The organism is Amycolatopsis sp. NPDC028719 (assembly GCF_055565395.1).
In genome coordinates, this window is the sequence record NZ_JBVHUL010000004.1 from 350,547 (window position 1) to 373,521 (window position 22,975).

The 22,975-nt window shown below is 70.0% G+C and carries 18 protein-coding genes; 12 read left to right on the top strand and 6 right to left on the bottom strand.

Features of this window, described 5'->3' with window-relative positions; translation table 11 throughout:
* The first annotated feature begins 81 nt into the window (after positions 1-81).
* The 4 genes from ACZ4TR_RS20155 to ACZ4TR_RS20170 all read left to right on the top strand — a co-directional run bounded on the left by ACZ4TR_RS20155 (position 82) and on the right by ACZ4TR_RS20170 (position 5,676).
* Entirely contained in the window at positions 82-1,596 is a 1,515-nt protein-coding gene (locus tag ACZ4TR_RS20155) for a tannase/feruloyl esterase family alpha/beta hydrolase (protein ID WP_465288463.1), read from the top strand.
* 140 nt (positions 1,597-1,736) lie between these two features.
* Entirely contained in the window at positions 1,737-2,801 is a 1,065-nt protein-coding gene (locus ACZ4TR_RS20160) for an aldo/keto reductase (protein ID WP_465288464.1), read from the top strand.
* A gap of 394 nt (positions 2,802-3,195) precedes the next feature.
* Positions 3,196-3,546, top strand: coding sequence for a helix-turn-helix domain-containing protein (locus ACZ4TR_RS20165; protein WP_465288465.1), 351 nt, complete (start codon positions 3,196-3,198; stop codon positions 3,544-3,546).
* 147 nt (positions 3,547-3,693) lie between these two features.
* Positions 3,694-5,676 carry a tetratricopeptide repeat protein gene (locus ACZ4TR_RS20170; protein WP_465288466.1) on the top strand — a complete coding sequence of 661 codons (1,983 nt, stop codon included), beginning with the start codon at positions 3,694-3,696 and terminating at the stop codon, positions 5,674-5,676.
* A gap of 296 nt (positions 5,677-5,972) precedes the next feature.
* Here ACZ4TR_RS20170 and ACZ4TR_RS20175 read toward each other — a convergent pair whose 3' ends face one another.
* The gene (locus ACZ4TR_RS20175; RefSeq protein ID WP_465288467.1) at positions 5,973-7,193 is read right to left on the bottom strand and encodes a hypothetical protein; all 1,221 of its coding nucleotides are present in this window, start codon (positions 7,191-7,193) and stop codon (positions 5,973-5,975) included.
* Positions 7,194-7,393: 200 nt separating this feature from the next.
* Between ACZ4TR_RS20175 and ACZ4TR_RS20180 the strand changes: the two genes are divergently transcribed.
* A complete protein-coding gene (locus ACZ4TR_RS20180) occupies positions 7,394-10,408 on the top strand; it encodes an AfsR/SARP family transcriptional regulator (protein ID WP_465288468.1) in 3,015 nt (1,004 codons plus the stop codon).
* A 364-nt stretch (positions 10,409-10,772) separates the two neighbouring features.
* Here ACZ4TR_RS20180 and ACZ4TR_RS20185 read toward each other — a convergent pair whose 3' ends face one another.
* From ACZ4TR_RS20185 to ACZ4TR_RS20195, 3 genes are read right to left on the bottom strand one after another with little or no spacing between them, the layout of a single operon-like run.
* Positions 10,773-11,996 carry a metal-dependent hydrolase family protein gene (locus ACZ4TR_RS20185; RefSeq protein ID WP_465288469.1) on the bottom strand — a complete coding sequence of 408 codons (1,224 nt, stop codon included), beginning with the start codon at positions 11,994-11,996 and terminating at the stop codon, positions 10,773-10,775.
* Entirely contained in the window at positions 11,993-12,415 is a 423-nt protein-coding gene (locus tag ACZ4TR_RS20190; protein WP_465288470.1) for a GAF domain-containing protein, read from the bottom strand. Before ACZ4TR_RS20190 ends, ACZ4TR_RS20185 begins: the two co-directional genes overlap by 4 nt.
* Complete coding sequence (locus ACZ4TR_RS20195; protein ID WP_465288471.1) at positions 12,412-13,803, bottom strand: MFS transporter; 1,392 nt, start codon at positions 13,801-13,803, stop codon at positions 12,412-12,414. Before ACZ4TR_RS20195 ends, ACZ4TR_RS20190 begins: the two co-directional genes overlap by 4 nt.
* A gap of 130 nt (positions 13,804-13,933) precedes the next feature.
* Between ACZ4TR_RS20195 and ACZ4TR_RS20200 the strand changes: the two genes are divergently transcribed.
* The 6 genes from ACZ4TR_RS20200 to ACZ4TR_RS20225 all read left to right on the top strand — a co-directional run bounded on the left by ACZ4TR_RS20200 (position 13,934) and on the right by ACZ4TR_RS20225 (position 19,600).
* On the top strand, positions 13,934-14,809 hold the full coding sequence (locus ACZ4TR_RS20200; protein ID WP_465288472.1) for a MurR/RpiR family transcriptional regulator: 876 nt from the start codon (positions 13,934-13,936) through the stop codon (positions 14,807-14,809).
* A 1,001-nt stretch (positions 14,810-15,810) separates the two neighbouring features.
* The gene (locus ACZ4TR_RS20205) at positions 15,811-16,101 is read left to right on the top strand and encodes a DUF397 domain-containing protein (protein ID WP_465288473.1); all 291 of its coding nucleotides are present in this window, start codon (positions 15,811-15,813) and stop codon (positions 16,099-16,101) included.
* 96 nt (positions 16,102-16,197) lie between these two features.
* Positions 16,198-17,058 carry a helix-turn-helix domain-containing protein gene (locus ACZ4TR_RS20210; RefSeq protein ID WP_465288474.1) on the top strand — a complete coding sequence of 287 codons (861 nt, stop codon included), beginning with the start codon at positions 16,198-16,200 and terminating at the stop codon, positions 17,056-17,058.
* A 96-nt stretch (positions 17,059-17,154) separates the two neighbouring features.
* On the top strand, positions 17,155-17,892 hold the full coding sequence (locus ACZ4TR_RS20215; RefSeq protein WP_465288475.1) for an SDR family oxidoreductase: 738 nt from the start codon (positions 17,155-17,157) through the stop codon (positions 17,890-17,892).
* A gap of 5 nt (positions 17,893-17,897) precedes the next feature.
* On the top strand, positions 17,898-18,836 hold the full coding sequence (locus ACZ4TR_RS20220; RefSeq protein ID WP_465288476.1) for an RNA polymerase subunit sigma-70: 939 nt from the start codon (positions 17,898-17,900) through the stop codon (positions 18,834-18,836).
* Positions 18,833-19,600, top strand: coding sequence for a maleate cis-trans isomerase family protein (locus ACZ4TR_RS20225; protein WP_465288477.1), 768 nt, complete (start codon positions 18,833-18,835; stop codon positions 19,598-19,600). The genes ACZ4TR_RS20220 and ACZ4TR_RS20225 overlap by 4 nt, the downstream gene beginning before the upstream one ends.
* Here ACZ4TR_RS20225 and ACZ4TR_RS20230 read toward each other — a convergent pair.
* Positions 19,560-20,279 (bottom strand): ANTAR domain-containing response regulator, encoded by a 720-nt coding sequence (locus tag ACZ4TR_RS20230; protein ID WP_465288954.1) that lies wholly within the window; start codon positions 20,277-20,279, stop codon positions 19,560-19,562. The two genes, ACZ4TR_RS20225 and ACZ4TR_RS20230, sit on opposite strands and share 41 nt — an antisense overlap.
* 251 nt (positions 20,280-20,530) lie before the next feature.
* Between ACZ4TR_RS20230 and ACZ4TR_RS20235 the strand changes: the two genes are divergently transcribed.
* Positions 20,531-20,797 (top strand): hypothetical protein, encoded by a 267-nt coding sequence (locus ACZ4TR_RS20235; RefSeq protein WP_465288478.1) that lies wholly within the window; start codon positions 20,531-20,533, stop codon positions 20,795-20,797.
* Positions 20,798-21,014: 217 nt separating this feature from the next.
* Here the strand turns inward: ACZ4TR_RS20235 and ACZ4TR_RS20240 are convergent, their stop codons facing one another.
* The gene (locus tag ACZ4TR_RS20240) at positions 21,015-22,970 is read right to left on the bottom strand and encodes an RICIN domain-containing protein (protein ID WP_465288479.1); all 1,956 of its coding nucleotides are present in this window, start codon (positions 22,968-22,970) and stop codon (positions 21,015-21,017) included.
* Between the last annotated feature and the right edge of the window lie 5 nt (positions 22,971-22,975).

The following is a 22,975-nucleotide window of genomic DNA, read 5'->3' on the forward strand; positions in this document are numbered from 1 at the left end:
CGACGGGCGCGGCCGCCGCCCGCCGGCCGCCATGCTCGGCAGCGTCCTGTCCACATCGGACGAAAGCGACCAGAGGAACCGATGAGACGCATTCCCCGATTCTTGGCGGCCGCCGTGCCGCTCCTGCTGACCGGCCTGGTGCCGCTCGCACCGAGCGCCTCGGCCGCGACACCGGCGTGCGCCGCCGTCTCGGTGCCCGCCCCGGCCGGCGCGAAGATCGAGTCGGTCACGGCCGAACACAAAACCACGTACTGCCAGCTCACCGTGACGCTGACGCACTCCGGCCAGGACCACGTCAAGGTCGCCGTGGCCCTGCCCGACACCGGCTGGACCGGGCGGCTCCAGGCCCTCGGCGGCAGCGCCTACGCCGCCGGCAACTTCGACGGGCTCGCCCAAGCCGTCAAGGATGGCTACACCGGCGTGACGACCGACGCGGGCGTGTCCCTCGACGGGCTCGACACGTCGTGGGCGCTGACCGCCGACGGTGACGTCGACCAGACGCTCCTGACCAACTTCGCCACCCGTTCGGTGCACGAAGAAGCCCTGATCGGCAAGGCCGTCACGCAGCGGTACTACCACCGCCCGGTGGCGTACTCGTACTGGACGGGCTGCTCGACCGGCGGCCGCCAGGGCTACTCCGAGGCCCAGAACTACCCGGACGACTTCGACGGCGTCCTGGCCAACGCCCCGGCCGTCGACTGGACGCAGTTCGCCGTCGCGACGCTGTGGCCGCAGATCGTCATGAACCAGAGCCACGACTTCCCCAGCACCTGCGTGCTTTCGGCGTTCCGGACGGCCGCGGTCCAGGCGTGCGACGCGCGTGACGGCGTCACCAACGGCATCGTCGACCGGCCGGACGAGTGCAGCTACGACCCGCGCAGCCTGGTCGGCACGAAGGTGGTCTGCGAGGGCCAGGAGTTCACCGTGACGGCGGCGGACGCCGAGGTCATGCGCAAGATCTGGGCCGGGCCGACCGACGAGCACGGCCGCCGGCTGTGGGCCGGGCTTCCCAAGGGCGCGGACTTCACCTGGCTGGCCGGCACGACGCCCGGCCCCGACGGGACGCTGGTCGCGCCGGGCTTCCCGGTGGCCGTCAAGTGGGTGCAGTCGTTCCTGGAGAAGCAGGCCGGCTTCGACACGTCGAAGCTGACGTACGGCCAGTTCGCCGACCTGTTCCGCCAGTCGGTGCGGGAGTACGACGCCGTCATCGGCACGTCCGACCCGGACCTGTCGGCGTTCCGCCGCGCCGGCGGCAAGCTGATCACGTTCGTGGGCGCGAACGACCAGCTGATCCCGCCGGGCGGCACGCTGTCCTACCGCCGGCAGGTCGAGCGGACGATGGGAGGCGCGCAGCGGGTGAACGACTTCTACCGGTTGTTCCCGGCGCCGGGCGTCGAGCACTGCTTCGGTGGCGGCGGTCCCGAGCCGACGAACGCGCTCGGGCAGCTGGTCGACTGGGTGGAGCGCGGCAAGGCCCCGGCCACGCTCACGGCGGCGTCCGCGGACGGCAAGACCCGGAACCTGTGCCCCCTCCCGTCGGTCTCGCGCTACACGGGTGGCGACCCGGCGACAGCGTCGAGCTACCACTGTCGCTGAGTCCCCAGCGCCCCAATGTGGCCTTGGTTGCGTCTGACGCACCCAAGGCGGCCTTCGGTGCGTCTGACGCACCGAAGGCCACATTGGGGCGCTCGCGGACTGGACTTGCGGGTCCAAAATCCGGTCGGCACGCTGAAGTCATGGCACTCGATCAGTACTACCTCCTCGGCCGCTCGGGCCTGCGCGTCAGCCGGCTCGCGCTCGGGACGATGAACTTCGGCACCGGCGGTTTCCACGCCGCCTACGGGAAGACCGAGGACGAGGTCCGCCCGATCTTCCGCAAGTACCTCGACGAGGGCGGCAACTTCGTGGACACAGCGGACTTCTACACCGCGGGCGAAAGCGAAACCATCCTCGGCAAGCTCATCGCCGAAGCGAACGTGCGCGAGCGCGTCGTACTCACCACGAAGTTCACCAACAGCGTCGACCCCGGCGACCCCAACGCGGGCGGCAACGGCCGCAAGCACATGATCCGCGCGCTCGAGGCGTCGCTGCGCCGGCTGGGCACGGACTACGTCGACCTCTTCCTGCTGCACACGTGGGACCGGCTCACCCCGGTCGAGGAGGTCGTCCGCACGCTCGACGACCTCGTCCGCGCGGGCAAGATCCGCTACCCCGGCCTGTCCGACGTACCGGCGTGGTACGCGGCGAAGGCGCAAACGTACGCCGAAGCGCACTCGCTGGCGCCGATGGTCAACCTGCAGCTGCCGTATTCGCTGGTGCAGCGGGAAATCGAGACCGAGCACGTCCCGATGGGACAGAACCTCGGCCTCGGCGTCACGGCGTGGAGCCCCCTGGCGGGCGGCTTCCTGACGGGCAAGTACCGCGACGGCGGCACGGGCCGCCTCGGCGACGGCCAGACCTGGACCGAGCGCGACTGGCAGCTGCTGAAGCCCCTCGAAGAGGTCGCGAGCAAGCTGGGCGTCACGATGGCCCAGGTGGCGATCAACTGGGTGGCAACCCAGCCGGGCATCGCGTCGGCGATCGTCGGCGCGAGCAGCGCGGATCAGCTGGGCAAGAGCATGGCGGCCTTGGACTTCGAGATCCCGGCCGAGCTGCGGGCGGTACTGGACGAGGCGAGCGCGGTCCCGCCGGCGTCGGTGTACCGGATGTTCACGGCCCAGTACCAGAACTGGATCGTGAGCCCGGGCCTGAAGATCGGCGACAAACCGGAAGGCTATGCCCCCGCGGTCCGCAACTGGTGAGCGGAACGGGTTCGCGGAGCGGAAATCGCCGCGAACCCGTTCACCCGTTGGGGTTTCGAAGGTCCCGGCTGTCCACCGAACCACAAGAACCGCACTGTGAGATTCCCGAAAACGGGTTGGCGACAAGCCGCCGCCACGGCCTCGTTTTCCGCACCGACCATACGGATCATGTCCGCCCACGATGGCCGAGCGAAGGCCCCCAACTCACCTCGATCAAGGGACTTCCGTCCAACGGCACGAACAACAACGCTGAGATGCATGCAATCGGATCGTGCAGGTGCACACGAAGCTCACGACTTTCGATTTCACCTGCCCGGCGCTCTCTGGTTCGCCGGGCGCGATGAGATAATCAACGTCCGAGCACGACGCCAGCGACCGCCTCGGGAGCACGCGCATGGACATGCCGGAACAACCTGATCCGGAAGCCGCGCGGCGCACCGACCGTAACCGCCGCATGGTGGAGGACTGGCGGAACGGCGCCAGCATCACCCAGATCGCGCAACAGTACGGCCTGTCACTCAACTGGACCGGGTCATTGCTCCGGCAGAACGGCGCCGACCTTCCCACTGTCGGACGCGGCATCAAACGTGACCTCGACAGCGAGGAGGTCGTGGCTGCCTACCTCGACGGCGCAACCGTGCGCGAAATCGCCGATGCTCACGAAGTGTCGTACGGGAAGATCTATCGCTTGCTGCAACAAAATCGCGTTCCCATGCGCCCACGTGGGGGAAGGCAAACGCACTGAGTAAACAAATCCGACCATTCCGGTCGACGCACAGTGATAGTCCACAATGGATTAATCACACCGTGGTGTGCAGATTTTCACATTACCGCCCACGGCATCCGGCGAACAGGTAGACCGGAGGGCGGGGTGGCCACGGGAGGGGGAACCATGACGCATCCTCAGCCGGGACATCGCGCCGGACGGCCGGGACCGATTCAGCTGCCGCCGCCCCCACCCGGAATCGTCGGCCGGGAGCCGGAGCTCGAACAGCTCGATGCCTTGCGGGAACACCTGCGGGAACACCCCCGGATCGTCGTGCTGACCGGCGTCGGAGGTGTCGGGAAGACCGCGCTCGCCGTGCACTGGCTCACCACGCGCCGGGACGCGTTTCCCGACGGTGTGCTGTACACGAGCTTCGCTTCGGGAGCCGACGACGACGGTCCCGAGTCCCCCGGCATCGCGCTCCACGGCTTCCTCGCCGCGCTCGGCATCCCGGCGTCCGGCATCCCGGCCCGAACGGCCGAGCGCGTCGCGCTGTTCCGCGCCCACACCACCGGCCGCACGTTCGCACTGCTGCTCGACAACGCAGCTTTCGCCGCGCAGGTCCGCACCCTGCTGCCGGCCGCGTCCACCGCGTTCGTGCTCGTCACCAGCCGCTCCCAGCTCAGCGGACTCGGCCTGGACGGTGCGGACATCGTTCCGGTCGAACCACTCGGGGAGAACGCCGCACGCACCCTGCTGGCTTCGCGCGCCGGCGCCGGACGGCTCGACGCGGACCCCGTCGCCACCCGGCGACTCCTCCGCGCCTGCGGTGGCATCCCCCTGACGATTTCGGTCGTCGGCGCCCGCCTGCGAGCCCGTCCCGAGCGGAACATCGCCAGGGAGGTCCGTGGCCGCGGTGCGGGCGTCGGAGGGCCGCACAAGGCGGTTTTCGACGCGTCCTACGACTCACTCACCCCGGCCGCGGCGCAGATCTACCGCCTCTGCGGAGCACTTCCCGGGACCCATATCGCGCTCGACGCGCTGGCCCACCTCCTCGCCACGCCGGCCGACAGCGTCGAAGGCCAGATCGACGAGCTGGTCGAGGCCAACTTGCTGAGCGATCACGGAGACGTGGTCAGCCGGCACGACGTGGTCCGTGACGACGCCCGGACCCGGTACGAGCGCGAGACGACGCCGGAAGAGCACTCGGCGGTGCTCCTGGCGTTCACCCGCTGGCACCTCGACCGGGTCCTCGCCGCGGACGAGCTCATCCACCCGTTCCGGCCGCGCTTCGCCACCCTCGACGAGCCGGCCGCGCGGATCTTCCCCGACCGGGACCTTGCGATCCGGTGGTGGCGCCGGGATCACCAGGTCATCCGAGCCGTCACGCGGGAGGCGGCCGCGCAGGGCTGGGATTCCGAGGTGTGGCGGCTGTGCGAGGGCTCTTGGGGGTTCTTCCTCCACAACCGCGACTACGAACCCTTCCTCGCCCTCACCTCCCTCGGCATCGGTTCCGCTCGGCGATGCGGCCTGCCACTCGTCGAGGCGCGGTTGCGCAGTCAGCTCGGTTTCGCGCTGGACCAGCTGGGCAGGCTCGAGGAGGCGGACGCCCAGCACGCCGTCGCGTTGGAGATCGGCGAGCGGGAGAACGACGGACCCACGCTCGCGACCGCCGTCTCCCGGCTGGCCCGAGCGGCCCGCCGGCGCGGCGACCTCGAACAAGCGCTCCAGCTGTACCGGCGCAGCGCCGAACTGCACGCCGAGATCGACCGCCCCCGCGGTGTCGCGCTCGCTCGCCGTCGCCGGGGCGAGCTCCTGATCGAGCTGAACCGGGATCAGGAGGCCGAGGCCGAGCTCACCGCGGCCGCCGACACCATGGCCGAGGTCGGCGACGCCAACCAGCACGCCCGGGCGGTCACGGCCCTGGCCCGCCTGCACGACCGCCACGGCCGGTACGAACACGCGAGAAGCCGGTTAGCCGATGCGCTGCGTGTTGTCCGGGCACTCGACTCGCCGTACTACACCGCCGAGATCCTCTCTGTCCTGGCCGACCTCGAAACTCGTCACGACGACCTCGATCAGGCGCATGAGCACCGCGCGGAAGCTCGGCTCCTGTACGCCCGGCTCGGGGATCCGCGGGCAGCCGAACTCGCTCCCCCAGAAGACTGACCGGGAGTCCGCCCCGTACGTCGGCCCCCGGTTCAGCCAAGCAAAGATCGACGCCGTATCCCGATGCCAGGCCAGGGCCGCCACCGCACCGGGGTGCTCGCCGGCCACCCGGCGAGCCGCGGCCGAGGCGGCGCACGGTGATCCGTGACCGCCCGCCAGGACGACGTCAGCGCACTCCGGCCAGGTTCCGGCCGCGAGGTCCGCATCAACCACGACGAGTGTGACTCCCCTGTCCGGCGCGCACCGGATCCGGATCCGCCACACTCCGGGGGCCGGTTCGGTGGGGAGCGGCCCGGTCATGCCACCCACCCCGGCAACGGCCGCGGAACGGGCAACAGTGGCAGGACTGCCGGCGCAGCCGGAGCCGAAAGTTCCAGCAACCGGTACATCTGGGCCCGCAGGAGCTCCGCCGAGCGGTCCGGACGGGACGTGATCGCCTGCGTCACCTCGACGGCGAGCCGGCCCACCCGGCTCCAGGCCGCTTCGGCCTGTCCGGCCAGCGGACGCGCCCAGTCCAACGGCAGCGTGTGCGTACGGACGACATCGGCGACACTCCCCTCCTGCGGCTGCTCGCACCGGGACGCGAGCGTCACCGGACATCCCGTCGCGGCCGCGTAACCGGTGGTCGAGCCGTGGTCGCCGATCACCCAGTCCGCGGCGAGCATCGTCGCCTGCCACCCGGACCCGGGCGGAATCAGCAGCAGGCCGTCGGCCACCGCACCGGCCAGCCAGGCGGTGACCTGCCGGCGTCCGTGCACCGCCCAGACGTTCGGGTGCAGCACGGCCGCGACCGCAAAGCGCTGGGCGGGCAACGCGTTGACGACCGCCCGGTAGAGCTCGGGCGACCGGCCGAACGCGGAATCGGTGAACCACGTCGTGCTGACCACGACCAGTCGCCGCTCCGGCGTCACCCCGAGCGCTTGCCGGTACACCTCGCGCAGGTGCCTGCTCGCCCGCATCCGGTCGAGACAGACGTCGCCGGCCACCACAGCGTTCGGCACCGCCTCGGGACACCGCTCCCGTAGCAGGTCCACCTCGCTTTCCGTGGCGAGCCCGAGCACCGCGGGCAGCACGCGCCCGCGGAAGGTCAGCAGTTCCCGGTCCACGCCGGTGGTGCGCTCGCCGGCTCCGCCGGCTTTCCGGCTGTACCGACGCGGCTTGACCCGGCCGGCGCCGTGCCCGACGAGGAGGATGGGGCCGTGCACCTCGGCGAGGTGACGGTGACTCGCGGCGAGCACGAGGTCGAACCGCTGCGAGACCGCCTGGTGCCACGGCATGACCAGGCCGTGCAGGCCGCGCACGAACTCCTCGACGCCGTGCCACCGTTCCGTCGTGTGCGGCACCGTGAACACCAACTGGACCCGCAGATCGGTTTCCAGTAGGGACAGCACGTCGAGCAACCGGGTCCCCGCGGTCACGGTGGGGACCACCACCAGCACGACGCGACACCGCGGCCGGGTGACCCGGGTCCCGGCGCCGAGCCCGACCGGACCTCGTACCCACAAATCCGTCGTCATTTCCGTCCCCCTCGACGTGGTTCACGACATCAGCGGACGGAGCATGCGGGTCGCGACTGCCGAACCCCTTCCCGGAGGCCGGACAAACCTCGGACATCTCGTGGCCTGTTCGTGGACACAAACGATCGTTACCGCGCCGTCGTCGTCGTTTCACCAAAACGATGCGAAGCTGGCGATACGGGAGAGGGAGGAATCGGGAAATGGAGATCGCGTACGGAATTCTCGGGCAGACAACAGTGCGGATGCACGGGAAGATGACCGAAGAGTGGGGATCCCGGCAAGCGCGTCACCTACTGGCGGCCTTGCTCACCCGACCCGGAAAGCGTTTCTCCCAGGACAGCCTGATCGCCTGGGCGTGGACCGAGTCAGCTCCTCCGGGAAACCCGAAAGACGCGCTCTACAAGGCGATGACCCGGCTTCGTCAAGCGCTGGAGGCCGCCGACCATCCCCCGGTCATCCGCACGGTCAACGGTGGCTACCAGCTCGACATCCGCCCCGATCTCGTGGACTTCCACGTCTTCAACGACGAAATGCGCAGAGCACGACAATTGAGCGCCTCCGGAGACCACGAAAACGCCTGCGAGGTCGCGCGTGCGGCCCTCGCACTCTGGCGGGACGAACCACTTGCCGGAATGACCAGCGAACGGGCCCGCAATTGGCGACGTGCCAGTTCGGTCGCGGACTGGGCACCTGCGCACAGTTTCCTCGCGGCCGAATTGCTGGCCGCAGATCAACCCGAAGAGGCGCTGAGACACCTGACCGGCGTTCCCCACCAGTACGCCGCCGAACCCACGTTCGTGAAACTCCGCATCACCGCCCTGTATGCGCTGAGGCAAGCACACGAAGCCCACGCCTGCTTCTTGACGGCGCTGAAGTCCTACGAGCAGGACGGCGACGCCGAGTCAGCCGCCGACCTGCAGGCACACCACACCCGGGCGCGGGCGCGGCACCTCGAGCCCGGAGCGAAAGCGGAGACAGCACCGCGACCCACGCCTGCCCCTCCGATCAGCCCGATTCGCGTCGGCTTGCCCCGCAACCTCCGCGGGTTCCTCGGACGTGCGGACGCTCTGCGCAGGCTCGACGAATTCCTGGTCTCTCCCGGCGCCGGGCACGCCCCCGCCGCCATCGTGTGCGGTCCGCCCGGGGTCGGGAAGACGAGCCTCGCCGTCCACTGGGCGCACCGCGCCGCGGACCGGTTCCCCGGCGGGATCGTCTGCGTCGACATGCAGGGATTCGGGCCGGCTCCGGCTCGCACGACCGGCGAAGTGGTCGATCTCGTCCTCACCGCGCTCGACTACCCGATCGACCACCTGGTCAGCGCCACGGCACGGGCCGCGCGGCTGCGGTCCCTGCTCGAGCGCGGAGGACCGCTGCTCGTCATCCTCGACAACGTCGGCAGTTCCGAGCAGATCGACGAGGTCATCGACATCGTCGAGTCGTGCACCGTGCTGCTCACCTCCCGGAGTTCGCTCCACGCATCGGCCCGTCGTCACGACATACCCACCATCAGACTCGGCCACCTCGACGAGCAGAACTCGCTCGCGCTCCTGAGCAAGCGGATGAGAGGACGGGCCGAGGAAGAACCCGAAGCAGCGCACTCGCTCGCGCTGCTCGGTGACGGCCTTCCGCTCGCCCTCACCTTGCTGGCCCAGCGAGCCGCCAGCCGGCCCGGGATCAGTCTCGTCACCATGCTCGAAGAGCTACGGGATCCGGACACGCTGCTGAGCATCGGCGACGACGGGGACGACGACGGCCTGCGCACCACGTTCTCCGGTTCCTACCAGGCGCTCGATGCCACCGCGCAGGACGTGTTCCGGCTCTTCGGCCACCACCCCGGCCCCGAGATCCAGGCCGAGACGCTGCTTTCGGCGAGCGCTCACCCCCGGGAAGCCACCCGTCGCGCCCTCGAGAACCTTGTCGCCTGGCACCTCATCGACCAACCCGGCGAGCCCGATCGCTACCGCATTCCCGACATCTTCCACCGCTACGCACGCACGCTGACCGCGAAGGACGACTCACGGCCCCTGCGCCGGTTGCTGTCGCACTACCTGCAGACCGCCCTCCGCGCCCACCTGATCGCGCACCCGTACCGCAACCGGCCCCCGATGATCCCGGCCGAGCCCGGAGTTGTCCCCCGCACCTTCGACTCGGCCACGGCTGCCGCGAACTGGGCCCTCGTGGAGCGTGACAACTTGACGGCCCTGATCGGTGAAGCCGGAGATCGGCAGCTGCATTCCTACGCGATCAGGTTGCCGCACCTGCTCAACGACAGCTGGGAACGCCACGGCTGCCACTCGGCCATGGCACAGGGGCTCGTGGTCGCCGTCCGGGCGGCCCGGGAGGCGAAGGACATCATCGCCGAGGCGTCCTCCCTCAACGACCTCGGCGAACTCCACCTGATCCTCGGCGACGACACGAAGGCGCGCCACTACCTCAACCGCTCCCTGGAACTGGCCATCGAGCACGAGGAGACCGTCGGGATCCTCACGGTCAAGATCAACCTCGCCCGCCTCCACCGGCATTACGGCGACCACACCGCGGCGATCGACCTCTACCTGCGGTGCATCGACCAGGCGCGGCGGGCGCCCGACCCGGTCAGGGAAGGCCTCGCCGAGCACTACCTGGCGGACACGTTCGCCGACCTCGACCAGCACGTCCAGGCCCTGCCGCACTACCACCGCGCCCTCCACCTCCGCACGGTCCTCGGTGACACGATGGGGCAGATCGCGACCCAGACGGCCCTGGCCGCGCTGCACACGCACGAGCAGCAGCTGGAACTCGCCCACATGCACTGCAGGCAGGCACTGGCCAACCTCGATGGCCGGGACGACCTGACGGCGACTATGAAGCTCTGCACCGTCCGTGCCCGGCTGGCGTACGCCGAGGGCAACGCGCGCGAAGCACTCAGGCTGGCTTGGGACGCGGTGGAGATCTCACGGCAGGCCCACAACGCCACCGGACAGGCGCGCGCGCTCGAAGCGCTCGGCGACATCCTGCGCAGACTGCACAACCCCGGCGGCGCGATCGAGGCGTGGACCGACGCCGTCGCCTTTTACCGTGGCCGCGGCCGGGACGCCAAGGCTGATCGGCTGCAGGCTCGCATCGGCGAAGTGGCTGCCGATACCGAGGCGCTCATCCCCGGCGCGCGGCATGGGGACGAGGACACCGCTGCCATGCCGAGCCCACCTCGTGCCCGGACACGTCAACACCAATGAGTGAACCGTCGCTTTACCGGGCAGCGGTTTTCACCCGAGCGTGACCAAATTTGCGCAGCTAGGGGGTCCCGCACGTCCGCAGAACTACTGTGAGTAGTTTTCAGTTATCGCTAACGGCCCTTGCGACCGAAGACCAAGGCTCTCTAGCCTTCGGGCACCCTTCGTTGATCCATGTTCTGGACACCCCGTCCAGCATGACCAAGCCCCGAAGAGCTATCCCAGGGAGTACGCACGTGCACGACCCCGCTACCTATGCCACCCTCGCCGCCATCGCACTACTGGCGGTCAAGAACTGGTGGCGCTGCTGACGCGGCCACGACGGTGGTGCCCCGCGACACGCGTCCGGGGCACCACCGGCCGGTCGTCACGCGGAGTTTCCGGCCACCACCTCGCCGCCCTGGATGATGTGGTGGAAGTGCTTCGGCTCCGCCAGCACCCCGAGGTCCTCCAGGGGATCCCCGTCCACCACCAGCAGGTCCGCGTGCGCGCCCACTGCCAGCGTCCCGATCTCCCCCGTCAGGTTCAGCAGGTCCGCCGCCGTCGAGGTCGCCGAGCGGATCACCTCCAGCGGGGACTGGACTTCGCCGCGAAGCCGGAACTCGTGGTTCTGGTGCCGGTGCATCCCGCCCAGGAGGTCGGTTCCGTAGACCAGCTTCACGCCGCCGCGGGCCGCACGTTCCAACGCCGCCAGACCCGCGCCCAGGACCTCGTCGACCTTGCGCCAGCTCGACTCCGGCAACCCGTGCTCGCGGCCCTCCTCCTTCAGCGCCCAGTACGTCACCAGGGTCGGCACCAAGTAGGCGTCACGGGAAAGGAACAGCGAAACGCTCCGGTCGTCCAGCAGGTTGCCGTGCTCGATCGAACGGACGCCCAGCTCCAGCGCACGATTGACGGCCCGGGCGGTGTACGCGTGCGCCGCTACGTAACGGTTCGCCGCCGTCGCCTCCTCGACGATCGCGCTCAGCTCCTCCGCCGAGTACTGCGTCGAGTCGATGCGGTCGGTCGGGGACGCGACGCCGCCCGAGGCCATCACCTTGATGTGGTGGGCGCCCTTGCGCAGTTCGTCGCGGGCGGCCGCGCGGACCGCGTCGACGCCGTCGGCCACCCGGCCCAACCCCGCGCAGCACGGGTGGTCGTCCTTGACCTGGGTGCCGCGGGTGCGGCTGTCGCCGTGCCCACCGGTCTGGCTCAGCGCCCGCCCGCAGAACAGCAGCCGCGGCCCGCGGAACAGCCCGTCCGCCTGGGCGTCCGCCAGTCCGTAGTCGGCGCCCGACGCGTCGCGGACCGTGGTGAACCCGCGGTCGAGCATGCGGCTCATCGTCCGCGTGGCTTGAACGGCCACATAGGACGGTGACGACGACGGCAGCGAACCCAGGTCCGCCGTCGACGCCGTGACGTGCACGTGCGCGTCGACCAGCCCGGGCAGGACGACCGCGCCCCGCACGTCCACCGACGGCACGTCAGCGGCCGCGAGACCGGGCCCCACCTCCACGATCCGGCCGGAATCGCACCGCAGGTCACCCTCGGTGTACTCGCCGGAAACGGGGTCGAGCAGCCGGGCGTTGCGCAGCAGCAGGGATCCGGTCACTTTTCCTCCAGGAGTGCGGAGACGGCCAGCGGCGCGAACGATTCGGCCACCTTCACGGAATCCTCGTCGTAAGCGCCTTCCGCGTCGAGGATGTTGAGCACCCCGAGCGTCCGGCCGCCGGCGATCACCGGCACGTTGATGATCGATCCGCAGCCGAGGCTTTCGATCAGGTCGTGGTCGGCGAAGATCTCCCGCACCGCCGCGCGGTCCGGTCCGAAGTACGGCTCCTGCGCGGTGATGCACTTCTCGAGCCAGCCCGCGGCGACTTCGACGGTCTTCTCCCCGCCCACCGGGTACTCCGCCGGGTGGCTGCTGTGCACGCGCCGCAACGCGCGACGTTCGGGCACCCACGCCAGCACCGTGAACAGCCGCACGCCGATCGCGTCGCGCACCCGTTCCTCCACTGTGGACAGACTCACTTCGTCATCTCCTTCGCGGCGCGCACCGGCGCGCCGTGTTCGGTCAGTTCTTCCAGGGACCGGCCGGCGGTGGACAGGCCGAAGACGAGCACGCAAAGCACGCCCGCCGCCAGCACCGCCGTCGTCAGGCCGAAGACGCCGGCGAACCCGAGGCTCGCCGCGGACAGGCCGATGATCGTCGGCGCGAGGATGCTGCCGACCCGGCCGAACGCGCTGGACAGGCCGGTGCCGCTGGCGCGGATCCAGGTCGGGAACACCTCGGGCGTGTAGGAGTACACCCCGGCGTAGGTGCCGTTGAGGAAGAAGGACAGCACCGCGCCGGCGAGCGTGATCGACCACGGCGCGCTCGTCTGGCTCAGCCAGAACGCGCTCACGGCCGAGCCCGCGAGGTACAGCGCGATGGTGTGCTTGCGGTCGAGCCGTTCGGACAGCCACGCGGCGGAGAAGTACCCGGGCACCTGGGCCAGGTAGATGATGATCGAGAATTCGAAGCTCTTCGTCACCGTGATGCCGCGTTCCACCAGCAGCGTCGGGATCCACGAGAAGAAGCCGTAGTAGGAGAACGTGATCACGAACCAGACGGTCCAGATCACCGCCGTCCGGCGCCGCATCGCGGGGCTCCACAGGAACTTCAGTGCGCTGAAGAGGTTGACCTTCGGGGTCTCGGTGGCGGGCTGGGCGTCGGCGGGCGGCACCGGCGGGAGCGTCGTGCCGGTGGCCTTCTCGACGTCGCGTTCCATCTTGGCGACGACGCTCTCGGCTTCGGCGGACCGCCCCTGGGCGAGCAGGAACCGCGGCGACTCGGGCAGGGATCGGCGCCACCACAGCACCATCACGATCGGCAGTGCGGTGACGAGCTGCGCGATCCGCCAGCCGTCGTCGAACGACGGGACGACGAACCGGCCGATCAGCGCGGCCGCGACGAACCCGAAGGAGAAGAAGCCGGCCAGCGCGCCGACGAACCAGCCGCGCCGCTTGGCCGGCACGAACTCGGACAGGAACGGCGCGATGATGGCGCTTTCCGCGCCGGCGCCCGCCCCGGCGAGCACCCGCGCGCCGAGGAAGACCTCGTAGTTGGGCGAGAAGGACGCGATGACGGAGAACAGCGCGTAGAAGGCCAGCGCGTACATCATGACCTTCTTGCGGCCGATGCGGTCGCCGAGCAGGCCCGCGGCGATCGCGCCGAAGAGGAAGCCGAACGGCGTCGCCGAGCCGATCAGGCCGAGCTGGCCGTTGTCGAGGCCCCACACCGCCTTGGCGCTGGGCAGCAGGAAGGCGACGACCGCCGAGTCCATGCCGTCGAAGGTGTAGCCGAGCCCGCCGATCAGCAGCAGCTTGTAGTGGGGCCGGCTCAGCGGGAGCCGATCCAGTCGTGCCAGCAGGGTCATGGGGAACGCCTTCCGTGTCCGGGCGCCGGGGAGTGCGGACAACGTATACTGCGTTTTCGCAGTTTTGCAACGTTCATTGCAGGACAACCTCGCTGCGTTACGGTCTACGCGACCCGAGGGAGGGGACGAAGTGGCGGAAGCCGACGACGGTTTCGAGGCGTGGCTGCGGGACCGGCTGCCCGAGCGGGGGCTGCGGCCGAAGTCGGCGGCGGTGGTGGAGGTGCTGGTCTCCCAGCCGAGGCGGGCGTCGTTCGGCTCGACGGCCGAGCTGGCGCAGCTCGCCGGCGTCAACGTCGCGACCGTGACGCGCACGGCGCAGGCGCTGGGCTTCGCCGGCTGGCCGGCGCTGCAGCAGGAGCTGCGGGCCCGGTACATGTCGTCGCTGAGCGCGCCGCAGGTGGCCGAGGAGCACCGCGGCGTCGACTCGCCGGGCTCGGCGTCGCTGCGCCGGGACCTCGACAGCCTCGCCCTGCTCAACCGGCGTTTCGACGAAGAGGTGCTCCGCGAGGTCGCCCGCGCGATCGCCGCGGCCCGCCGGACGCTGGTGATCGCCGACGGAAGCTACGCGGCGGTCGGCATCGCCTTCGCGCACAACGCGCGCCTCGCGGGCTACGACGTCCACGCGGTGACGGCGGGCGACGCGGAACTGGCGAACCAGACGGCGAAGCTGACGTCGGACGACGTGCTGGTGGCGATCAGCTTCTGGCGCCTGTACGAGAGCACGGTCCTGGCGGCGAGCGAGGCGAAGAGCCGCGGCGCGCGGGTGTTCGCCGTGACGGACGCGGCCAGCCCGGCCCTGGCGGGCGCGGTGGAGCAGGTGCTGATGGTGCCGGCGGAGGGCGTGACGTTCTTCCCGTCGCTGACCGCGGGCATGGCCCTGGTCCAGGCGATCGTGGCCCAGCTGGCAGCGGTCGACCCGGCGCGGACGAGCGAGTCCATCGAGGCCGCGGAGGCGATGTGGTCCCGGTTCGACCTGCTCCACCGCCGCCCTTCGGCCAAGTCCTGATGCCTGCCTCACCCCTGGTTCGTTCGAGTGAAATTTACTGGGTGGACCGGCCACACACTGTCACCAGTCCGCCGTAGCGCCGACGGCGGTTGCCAGCTGGCAACCGGCCATATCGCGAGCGGCCACCAGGCGAAACGCCTCGCTGTCAATCGCCATTCTTCACCTTGCCCGAAGCAGAGAAGAGTCATTCGTCGAGCCACACTTGCAGATGCACGAGCGACGCGACGGCGATACCGGCAGTGTTGGCCGAATACGATTGACATGATCACTCACGCTCGGTTCGACCAGCGAGCAAGCGCATGTCCCGCCCGGACGGCCCGCCCTCGGCACCACCACGTGAACCCGGCGGTTCCGCCCCCGTGCTCGCATTATGCCACCTGGCAGACCGCCGGATCACCGATGACATCGTGGCAGAGTGCGGCCGGGCAAGCCGCCGTGATACGAATGCCTGCAATCAGACCGCCCCGAATCGCCTTGCCTCGAAACATCCGGCCACAGCGCAAACAGCCGAGCAGTGAAGAGCCTACCGTCGACACCGCCGGAAAAGTCCTTCACCAGGCGTGTTTTTCCGACGGTATCCTCGAACCGAAAGGTGCTACCTCAAAATCGAAAGCCGGTGTACCAGCCATGAAAAAATCGAAAGACGAACACCGACGACTCGGCAGCCGGGTCGCCGAAACCTGCGACAGTGCGGCAGCGTTCTTGGAGCTGGGAGTATTGGCCTCTTTCGTCCTCAACGAAAGTTTCCGCCCCAGCGCGAATTTCGCGAAACTCTTCGCACTGGGCCTTCGACTGGCAGCACAACGACTGAGGCAGCCTGGTCGCGGTTCGTGAATGACCCACCGAGGCTCGGACCGCACGTCCGTCCGACCCGAGCCTCGGCAGCCACGGCATCAGGTCAGCGTCAACCCCACAGAGTGAATGAGCGCGGTCAACCCATCCCAGGCCGGGACCCGACTGGCCGAATGGCGCGTGTACCCTCCGCAAGTCAAGACACCCGGATGACGCGCGGATCAAGCTGGCGCGTTGCACGCCCGGTCGGCGCACACCGGCCAGAAAGCGAAGTGGCCGTGCCCCAGGGCCGAGAAACCTCCCCCTCCCTCGACCGCGACCGTCTCGTCTGGGTCAAGAGCTCGGCGAGTTCGAGCGGAGGCGGCGCCAACTGCGTCGAGGTCGCGACCGCCGAAACACAGGTCGCGATGCGCGACTCGAAAGACCCCGCGCCAATGATCGTCGTTTCGAGCCGATCTTGGCGAGCATTGCTCTCTTCCTCTCTCCCGGCCCGTCGATAGCGATCGCACAAAGTCAAGCACGGCCGCCCCGTTCGTGAGCTATCATTCTGCTAGCTGGCAGATAGCCACCAGTCGGACGAACGGGGGCCGCGAGCCATGACCCGACCCAATTCGCCCATCGCCAGCCAGAGGCGTGTGCTGTCCGCAATTCGCGAGGCGCGAGAGGCCCTTTCTCTCACGCAACGGGAAGTAGCCGAAGCACTTGATTGGTCGGTTTCCAAAATAATCAGAATAGAACGCGGTTCGGTCGGCCTTTCTATTACAGATTTGAAAGCACTGCTGCTCCACTACGGCATCACAGACCGAGACCGGGTCGAAAGTTATGTCCAACTGGCAAGGGCCGGGAGACAGCCGGCTTGGTGGGATGAGTACCGACCCTTCTTCAAGCCGGACTTCGTGCGATACCTCGGACTCGAGTCGGCAGCCAAAATGATACAACAATATCAGTTTCACCTGGTTCCCGGGTTGCTGCAAACAGCTGCCTACACGAGATCCTTGGTCCTGAGCACCGGCTGGGGACAGGAGTGGGCCGAGCGCCAGGTGAAGGTGCGCCGGATGCGGCAAGCCAGACTGGAAGACCCCGAACTGGGACACAATTTCATACTCGACGAATCCGTTCTACACAGGCGAGTCACGGAATTCGCTCACTGGCGCGAACAGCTGCAGTGGATGCTGCAATTATCACGACGGAGCAACGTCAGCGTACGCATCCTCCCCTATACCGCAGGCTGGATCGAGGGAATAGAAAGCTCGTTCACGATCATGAAGATGTCCGACCAGGTGAACGACATTCACTTGAGTATCGAACGACCCGACGGTGACCAACAGTTCGCCGACGCGCGGGGCGCCGAAATGGCGGTGCAGTTCGGGAAGATCTTCGCGCGCATCGAAGCCGCTGCCTTGCCCGCTTCCGAAACTCCCGCGGTCATCGAGGCCAGCCTCCTCAACCGCCAGTAGCGCCATATCTGTGACTCGCGTCACTCTCCGACGAATTCCTCCTCCGAGGCTGGTCTTGATCCGGTCCACACCGCATCGACCACCGGGAAGCACTCCATGTCGACTCAGTCCACCCAGTCCACCGCCGTCGTCACCGGGGCCGGCCGGGGCTTCGGGCGCGCCATCGCCGCCGCGCTCGTGGCCGGCGGGCGCACCGTCGTCGGCGTCGCGCGCAGCGAGTCCGAACTCGACACCGTGCGCGAAGAACTCGGCTCGAGCTTCGTCCCCATCGCCGCCGACGCGACCGATGACGCCCTCGCCGAGAGCGTCCTGCGTGAGCACCGGCCCGGCCTGCTCGTCCTCAACGCGGGAGCCGTGCCGCACATGGCGCCCGTGCACGAACAGACCTGGGAAACCTTCAGCCGCAACTGGCACGTCGACACCCGGCACGTCTTCGCCTGGACGCGCGCCGCGCTGCGGGAGCCCCTCGGCACGGGCAGCGTCGTCGTTTCGATGTCGAGCGGGGCGGCCATCGGCGGGTCGCCGCTCAGTGGTGGCTACGCCAGCGCGAAGGCCGCGATCCGGTACCTGCGCGCGTACGCCGCCGACGAGTCGGAACGCGCCGGGCTCGGCCTCCGGTTCGCGACGCTCCTGCCGCAGCTGACCCCGCTCACCGGCCTCGGCACGACCGGCGTCGAGGGCTACGCCGCGCGCGCCGGCGTCGACCGCGACACGTTCGTGAAGAACATGGAGTCGGTCCTGACGCCGGAGCAGGTCGCCAAGGCCATCCTCGAAGTCGTCGACGGCGACGCGGCGGAATACCAGGTCAGCGGCACCGGGCTGCGTACGCTCTGACTGCCATGGCCGACTTCGCCACCGAGACCGCACCGTTCCGGCCCGAGCTGCTCGCGCACTGCTACCGCCTGCTCGGCTCGATCCACGACGCCGAGGACCTCGTGCAGGAGACGTACCTGCGCGCGTGGCGGGGCTTCGACGGGTTCGAGGGCCGGTCTTCGGTGCGGCGCTGGCTGTACAAGATCGCCACCACGGCCTGCCTGACCGCGCTGGAAACCCGGGCCCGGCGGCCGCTGCCGTCGGGCCTGGGCGCGCCGGCCGACGACCACCGGGTGGCGGTCGCGGCCGCGGATCCGTCCGTGCCCTGGCTCCAGCCGATCCCCGACGCCCTGCTCGACCCGGCGGCGGTCGTGGCCGGCCGCGCCGGCGTGCGGCTGGCGTTCATCGCCGCGCTGCAGCTCCTGCCCGCCCGGCAGCGGGCGGTGCTGACCCTGCGCGACGTGCTCGCGTTCCGCACCGGCGAAGTCGCCGAGCTGCTCGACACGACTCCCGCGGCGGTCGACAGCGCGCTGCGCCGGGCCCGCGGCCGGCTCGCCGAGGCGGGCCCGGTGGCGGCGGACCTGGCGGAACCGGCCGGGCAGGGTCCCCTGCTCGACCGGTACGTCGACGCGTTCGTCCGCGCCGACCCGGGCGCGCTGGTGACGTTGCTGCGCGCCGACGTCGAGCTGGAGATGCCGCCGATCCCGACGTGGTTCACCGGCCGGGACGCGGTCGCCGGGTTCCTCGGCCGCCGCGTCCTGCGCCCGGGGAACTGGCGGCTGGTGCCGACGCGGGCGAACGGCCAGCCGGCCCTGCTCGAGTACGCGGCCACGGGTGACGGCCGGTTCGAAGCCCACGGCGTCCAGGTCCTGACGCTGACCGGCCCCCGGATCGCGCGGATCACGGCGTTCAACGACCCGACGCTGGTCCCGGTCTTCGCGGCGCCCGCCATGATGGAGCCATGACCCGCATCGGCCTCCTCTACCCGACGCGCGACTGCGGCGAAGACGACTTCACCGCCCTGTGCGACCGGCTCGGCGCCGACCTCGACTTCGCCTACGTGGAATGGGGCGAGGGCATCGGGCGCGTCGACGACCTGGACGCCGCCGGCAAGACGGCCGCCGTGCACGAGCTCGGGGCGCCCGAACGGCTGACGAAAGCCGCCGGCGAGTTCGCCGCGACCCCCGACGTGGTCAGCTGGGCCTGCTCGAGCTGCAGCTTCACCCACGGCCTCGACGGCGCCCGCGAGCAGGCCGCGGCGCTGACCGCGCACCTCGGCGTCCCGGCGAGCAGCACGTCGCTGGCCTACCTCACCGCCCTGGCGGGGCTGGGCATCGACCGCGTCGCGCTCGCCTCCGTCTACCACCCGGACCTGACCGCCGTCTTCGCCGGCTTCCTCGCCGAGGCGGGCGTGACGACGGTGCACGCCGTCTCGGCAGACGCTCCTTCGGACCGCGCGCTCGCCGCCTGGGACCGGCGGCGGATCATCGAGCTCGCCACGACCGCCGACCACGGTGACGCGCAGGCGGTGCTCGTCCCGGAGACGGCCCTGCACACGACCCCGTTGCTCGCCGAGCTCGAAAGGCGGCTCCGGAAACCGGTGCTGACGGCGACCGCCGTCACGGTCCGGGACGCGCTGGAGCGAACCGGCGCGGTCCCGGAGCGTGCCGGGCTCGGGGCGCTCTTCGCTAGGGGCGCCCGCCGCCCGCCGAGCTCATCCTCTTCGTGAAGCGCGCCGCGACGTCGCGCAGCTTCGTGTTCGTGTTCTGCGACTCGACGATCAGGCGCTGCATCGCCGTGTCCTCGCTGACCCGGTGGATCAGCATCAGCATGCCTTTGGCCTGCTCGATCACCGCGCGCGTCTCCATCGCGTGCCGGAGCTCGTCGGCGAGCAGGCGGGCTTCGCGGTAGCGGCGGGTCAGCCGCAGCACGGTCTCCACGCACAACGTGAACAGCCGCAGCACCTTCGTGTCGAACTCGTGGTAGCCGTGCGCGCCGAAGCCGAACAGCGTGATCGCGCCGACGAGCGTGTCGTCCACCCGCAGCGGCACCGCGAGGTAGCTGCCCACGCCGAGCTCCTTGGCCGCGAGGACGAACTCGGGCCACCGCTCGCCCGTGTCGCCGACCGCGACCCGCACGACCTCGCCCGTCAGCGCCGCGAGCAGCCCGGGACCGTCGCCCGCCGCGTACTGGACGTCGTCGATGCGCCGGGCGCGCTCGTCGGTGAAGGCCGCGGTCTGGGTCGCGCCGTCGCGGACCACCACGATGCTCGCCAGGTCCGCGTCGGGCACCACCCGGACCGCCTCGCCGCAGACCGCGTCGAGCAGCCCCGGCGTGTCGGACACCGACTCGAGGACCCCCACGAGATCGGCCAAGACGACGTTCAGCTCGTCGACCCGCTCCGCCATGCCGTCGCCAGTGGTCGGCACAGCCCCACCCCTCCCATGCGTCAAGCGGCGAGCAAGGGGAAAGAGCCCGCCAGCAGCGTCAACCGAGACCACCGCTGGCGTTTCAACGGGTCCGCGAGAACTCTACCGGCCCCGGCGTCCGGTCCGGCGTCGGCCGCGCCGGGCAGCCGGCGGCCATCGGCGATATCCCGGTTTGTCCCCGCACGCTGCGGGTACGCCGCGCGGTAGAGGGGGTACGTGAGGAAGCCGTCATGGCCGAACAGGAGAACCACCACGGCTGGGCCCCGGACGTGGCCGGAGACGATCCGACCGCGGCCGAAGCCGCCGGCAAGGCCCGCGAGGCGAGCGGCTCGCGCGGCTCCGAAGTCACCGCGGACGGGACGCTGTCCCCGACGGACGTGAAGCCGGATTCGGGTGACAGCGGCCGGCGGGGCGCCGAGGAGATCGCGGCCGGGGAAGGCCGGGAGGCGGAGGGCCACAAGGGGGCGTCGCAGCGCCCGTACGGCTCGGTGGACTGAGCAACCGCACACCGGCGCGTGGGGAAGTCGCGCCCGGCGCCCCCGGTAACCACGCTAGCGGAAGGCACCGACAAGTTCCGGCGCCTTCCGAGCGTGCCCCTCGGCTTGTCCACAGCGCGGGTCGAGCGCCCCAATGTGGCGTTCGGTGCGCCCCACGCACCCAACGTGGCGTTCGGTGCGCCCCACGCACCGAACGCCACATTGGGGCGCACCCCGGTCAGCGGGCGACGGCCTGCCAGCGCTGGTTCGGGCCGTTCGTCGGCCGGTACAGCCCGACCCGCGCGCCGTCGTCGCGGGACTCGCCCGTGACGTCCAGCAGCCGGCCGTCCGCCGCGTTGACGAATGTCCACGTTCCGTCGCCCGTGGTCGACACCGTCCACTGCGCAGCCGCGTCGGCCGTTCCGGCCGGGGCCAGCGTCACCGCTCCGCCCGCCGTGCTGAGCACCTGGCCCGTCCCCACGGACGAGATCGTGAACCGGTCGCGGTTGCCGTAGCGGCCCGTGCGGTCGGTCAGCGTCCAGCGCTGCGCGGCCGCCGAAACGTCCGTCGTGCGCTGGACCAGCGAGCCGTCCTCCGCCGACAGTGACTTGCCGCTCTGCACGCCGGTGAACGTGAACGGCTTTCCCGAGCCCAGCCCCGTACCCGCGAGCGTCGACGAGACGCCGTCGACCAGGAACGTCGTCACCGAGCGCGCCGGGACCCGCAGCGTCGCGTGGGCCGACGTCACCCGCACCGGCTTGCCCCGCCGCAACGCTCCGGTGACGTCGGTGATGATCGGCGTCACCGACGCGCCCGGCCGGACGCACCCGAACCCGGACAGGTCCAGCGTGACGTCCTGTTCCGCCGTGCCCGAGTTGACGTGGACCACCGAAGACAGGGCGTCACCGCGCATCGCGGCCGTCGAGGCGGTGTCGTTCGACGCGATCAGCCGGTCGCCCGGGCGGATGTAGTGGGTGAAGTTCCGCATCGTGTCGAACTTCGTGTTGGTCCGGATAGGACAGTCGGACGTCTTGCAGTTGAACGGAACCTGGATCTCGCCCCAGTTCATCCCGGCCGCGGACTCCCCGCCGGGCTTCATGTTGTCGTAGTCCTCGATCGGCTGCCAGCTCACCCACGCGCTCGGTTCGAGCAGGCGCAGGTCGTCGGTGATCTGGCCGGCCAGCCCGAGCCCCGGGTCCATGCTGGTGAAGTCCTGCCGGTCGAGCCAGCTGCCGCCGACCTCGCTCATCCACAACGGCTTCGCCGCGCCCTTGGCGATGTCGCGCGGGATCGGCCGGTTGCCGGTGCCGTAGGTGTGCACGTTCAGCCGCCCGGCCGCCGCGCGCGCCGCCGGAGTCCAGCCGTTCCAGTCCGCGGCGAAGATGTCCGGGTTGGTTTCGTCGGGTGCGGAAACCACCTTCCCGGGCAGCGCCGCGGCCATCGCCGGGATCAGCTGCGACTGCACCGACGGCCCGATGTGCGCGCCCTCCTGCCGGCCGCCGGCCGGGTTCCCGTCGGCGCCGAGGGTCGTCTTCCAGTAGTTCGTGTTGGGCTCGTTCAGCGGGTTCACCGACGCGAACCTGATGCCGTGCGCGCGTTCCAGGGTCCGCACGACCTGCGCCAGGTACGCCGTGAAGTCACCGATCTTGTCCGGGCGCAGTTGCTCGTCGGTCGCGTTGAAGCCACCCGAGACGTACCCCGACACGGTCTGGAAGTACGGCGGCGAGTTGCTGAAGGCCTCCCACTTGGTGACGCGGTTCTTGATGCGGTCCACCCACCAGCGCTGGTTCGGGTCGGCGGCGGCGTCGAATTCGGCGGGATCCCCGGGTGTCCACCAGTCCTTGTCGGCCCGGGTCGTCCCGGCCGGCGCCTTCCACCAGCCCGGCACGGCACCGCCCGGACGCAGGTACGCCGGGACGTCCGGGGCGTTGCCACCGCCGATGTCGAACCGGGCGATGTTCAGGTTCAGCCCGTCGGGGCCGAAGACCAGGTCGGCCAGCTTGGTCCGGACCGCGTCGGGGTAGCCGCCGGTCGCCTCGGCCATCCACGCCAGGCTCGAACCCCAGCCTTCGAACGGCTGCTGGCGGTACGTCGGGTCGGGCTTCACGGTCACGGTGGTGGCCGCGGCCGCCGGTGCGGCCACGACTCCCAGCGCGACGAGCGGTACACAAAGGACGGTGAGCAAGCGGTTCATCGTCG

Excerpts from the sequence above, each read along its gene's own strand:
- ACZ4TR_RS20155 (WP_465288463.1), top strand. The coding sequence starts at position 82 with ATGAGACGCATTCCCCGATTCTTGGCGGCCGCCGTGCCGCTCCTGCTG.
- ACZ4TR_RS20160 (WP_465288464.1), top strand. The coding sequence starts at position 1,737 with ATGGCACTCGATCAGTACTACCTCCTCGGCCGCTCGGGCCTGCGCGTC.
- ACZ4TR_RS20165 (WP_465288465.1), top strand. The coding sequence starts at position 3,196 with ATGGACATGCCGGAACAACCTGATCCGGAAGCCGCGCGGCGCACCGAC.
- ACZ4TR_RS20170 (WP_465288466.1), top strand. The coding sequence starts at position 3,694 with ATGACGCATCCTCAGCCGGGACATCGCGCCGGACGGCCGGGACCGATT.
- ACZ4TR_RS20175 (WP_465288467.1), bottom strand. The coding sequence starts at position 7,193 with ATGACGACGGATTTGTGGGTACGAGGTCCGGTCGGGCTCGGCGCCGGG.
- ACZ4TR_RS20180 (WP_465288468.1), top strand. The coding sequence starts at position 7,394 with ATGGAGATCGCGTACGGAATTCTCGGGCAGACAACAGTGCGGATGCAC.
- ACZ4TR_RS20195 (WP_465288471.1), bottom strand. The coding sequence starts at position 13,803 with ATGACCCTGCTGGCACGACTGGATCGGCTCCCGCTGAGCCGGCCCCAC.
- ACZ4TR_RS20205 (WP_465288473.1), top strand. The coding sequence starts at position 15,811 with ATGACGCGCGGATCAAGCTGGCGCGTTGCACGCCCGGTCGGCGCACAC.
- ACZ4TR_RS20210 (WP_465288474.1), top strand. The coding sequence starts at position 16,198 with ATGACCCGACCCAATTCGCCCATCGCCAGCCAGAGGCGTGTGCTGTCC.
- ACZ4TR_RS20215 (WP_465288475.1), top strand. The coding sequence starts at position 17,155 with ATGTCGACTCAGTCCACCCAGTCCACCGCCGTCGTCACCGGGGCCGGC.
- ACZ4TR_RS20220 (WP_465288476.1), top strand. The coding sequence starts at position 17,898 with ATGGCCGACTTCGCCACCGAGACCGCACCGTTCCGGCCCGAGCTGCTC.
- ACZ4TR_RS20225 (WP_465288477.1), top strand. The coding sequence starts at position 18,833 with ATGACCCGCATCGGCCTCCTCTACCCGACGCGCGACTGCGGCGAAGAC.
- ACZ4TR_RS20230 (WP_465288954.1), bottom strand. The coding sequence starts at position 20,279 with ATGGCGGAGCGGGTCGACGAGCTGAACGTCGTCTTGGCCGATCTCGTG.
- ACZ4TR_RS20235 (WP_465288478.1), top strand. The coding sequence starts at position 20,531 with ATGGCCGAACAGGAGAACCACCACGGCTGGGCCCCGGACGTGGCCGGA.
- ACZ4TR_RS20240 (WP_465288479.1), bottom strand. The coding sequence starts at position 22,970 with ATGAACCGCTTGCTCACCGTCCTTTGTGTACCGCTCGTCGCGCTGGGA.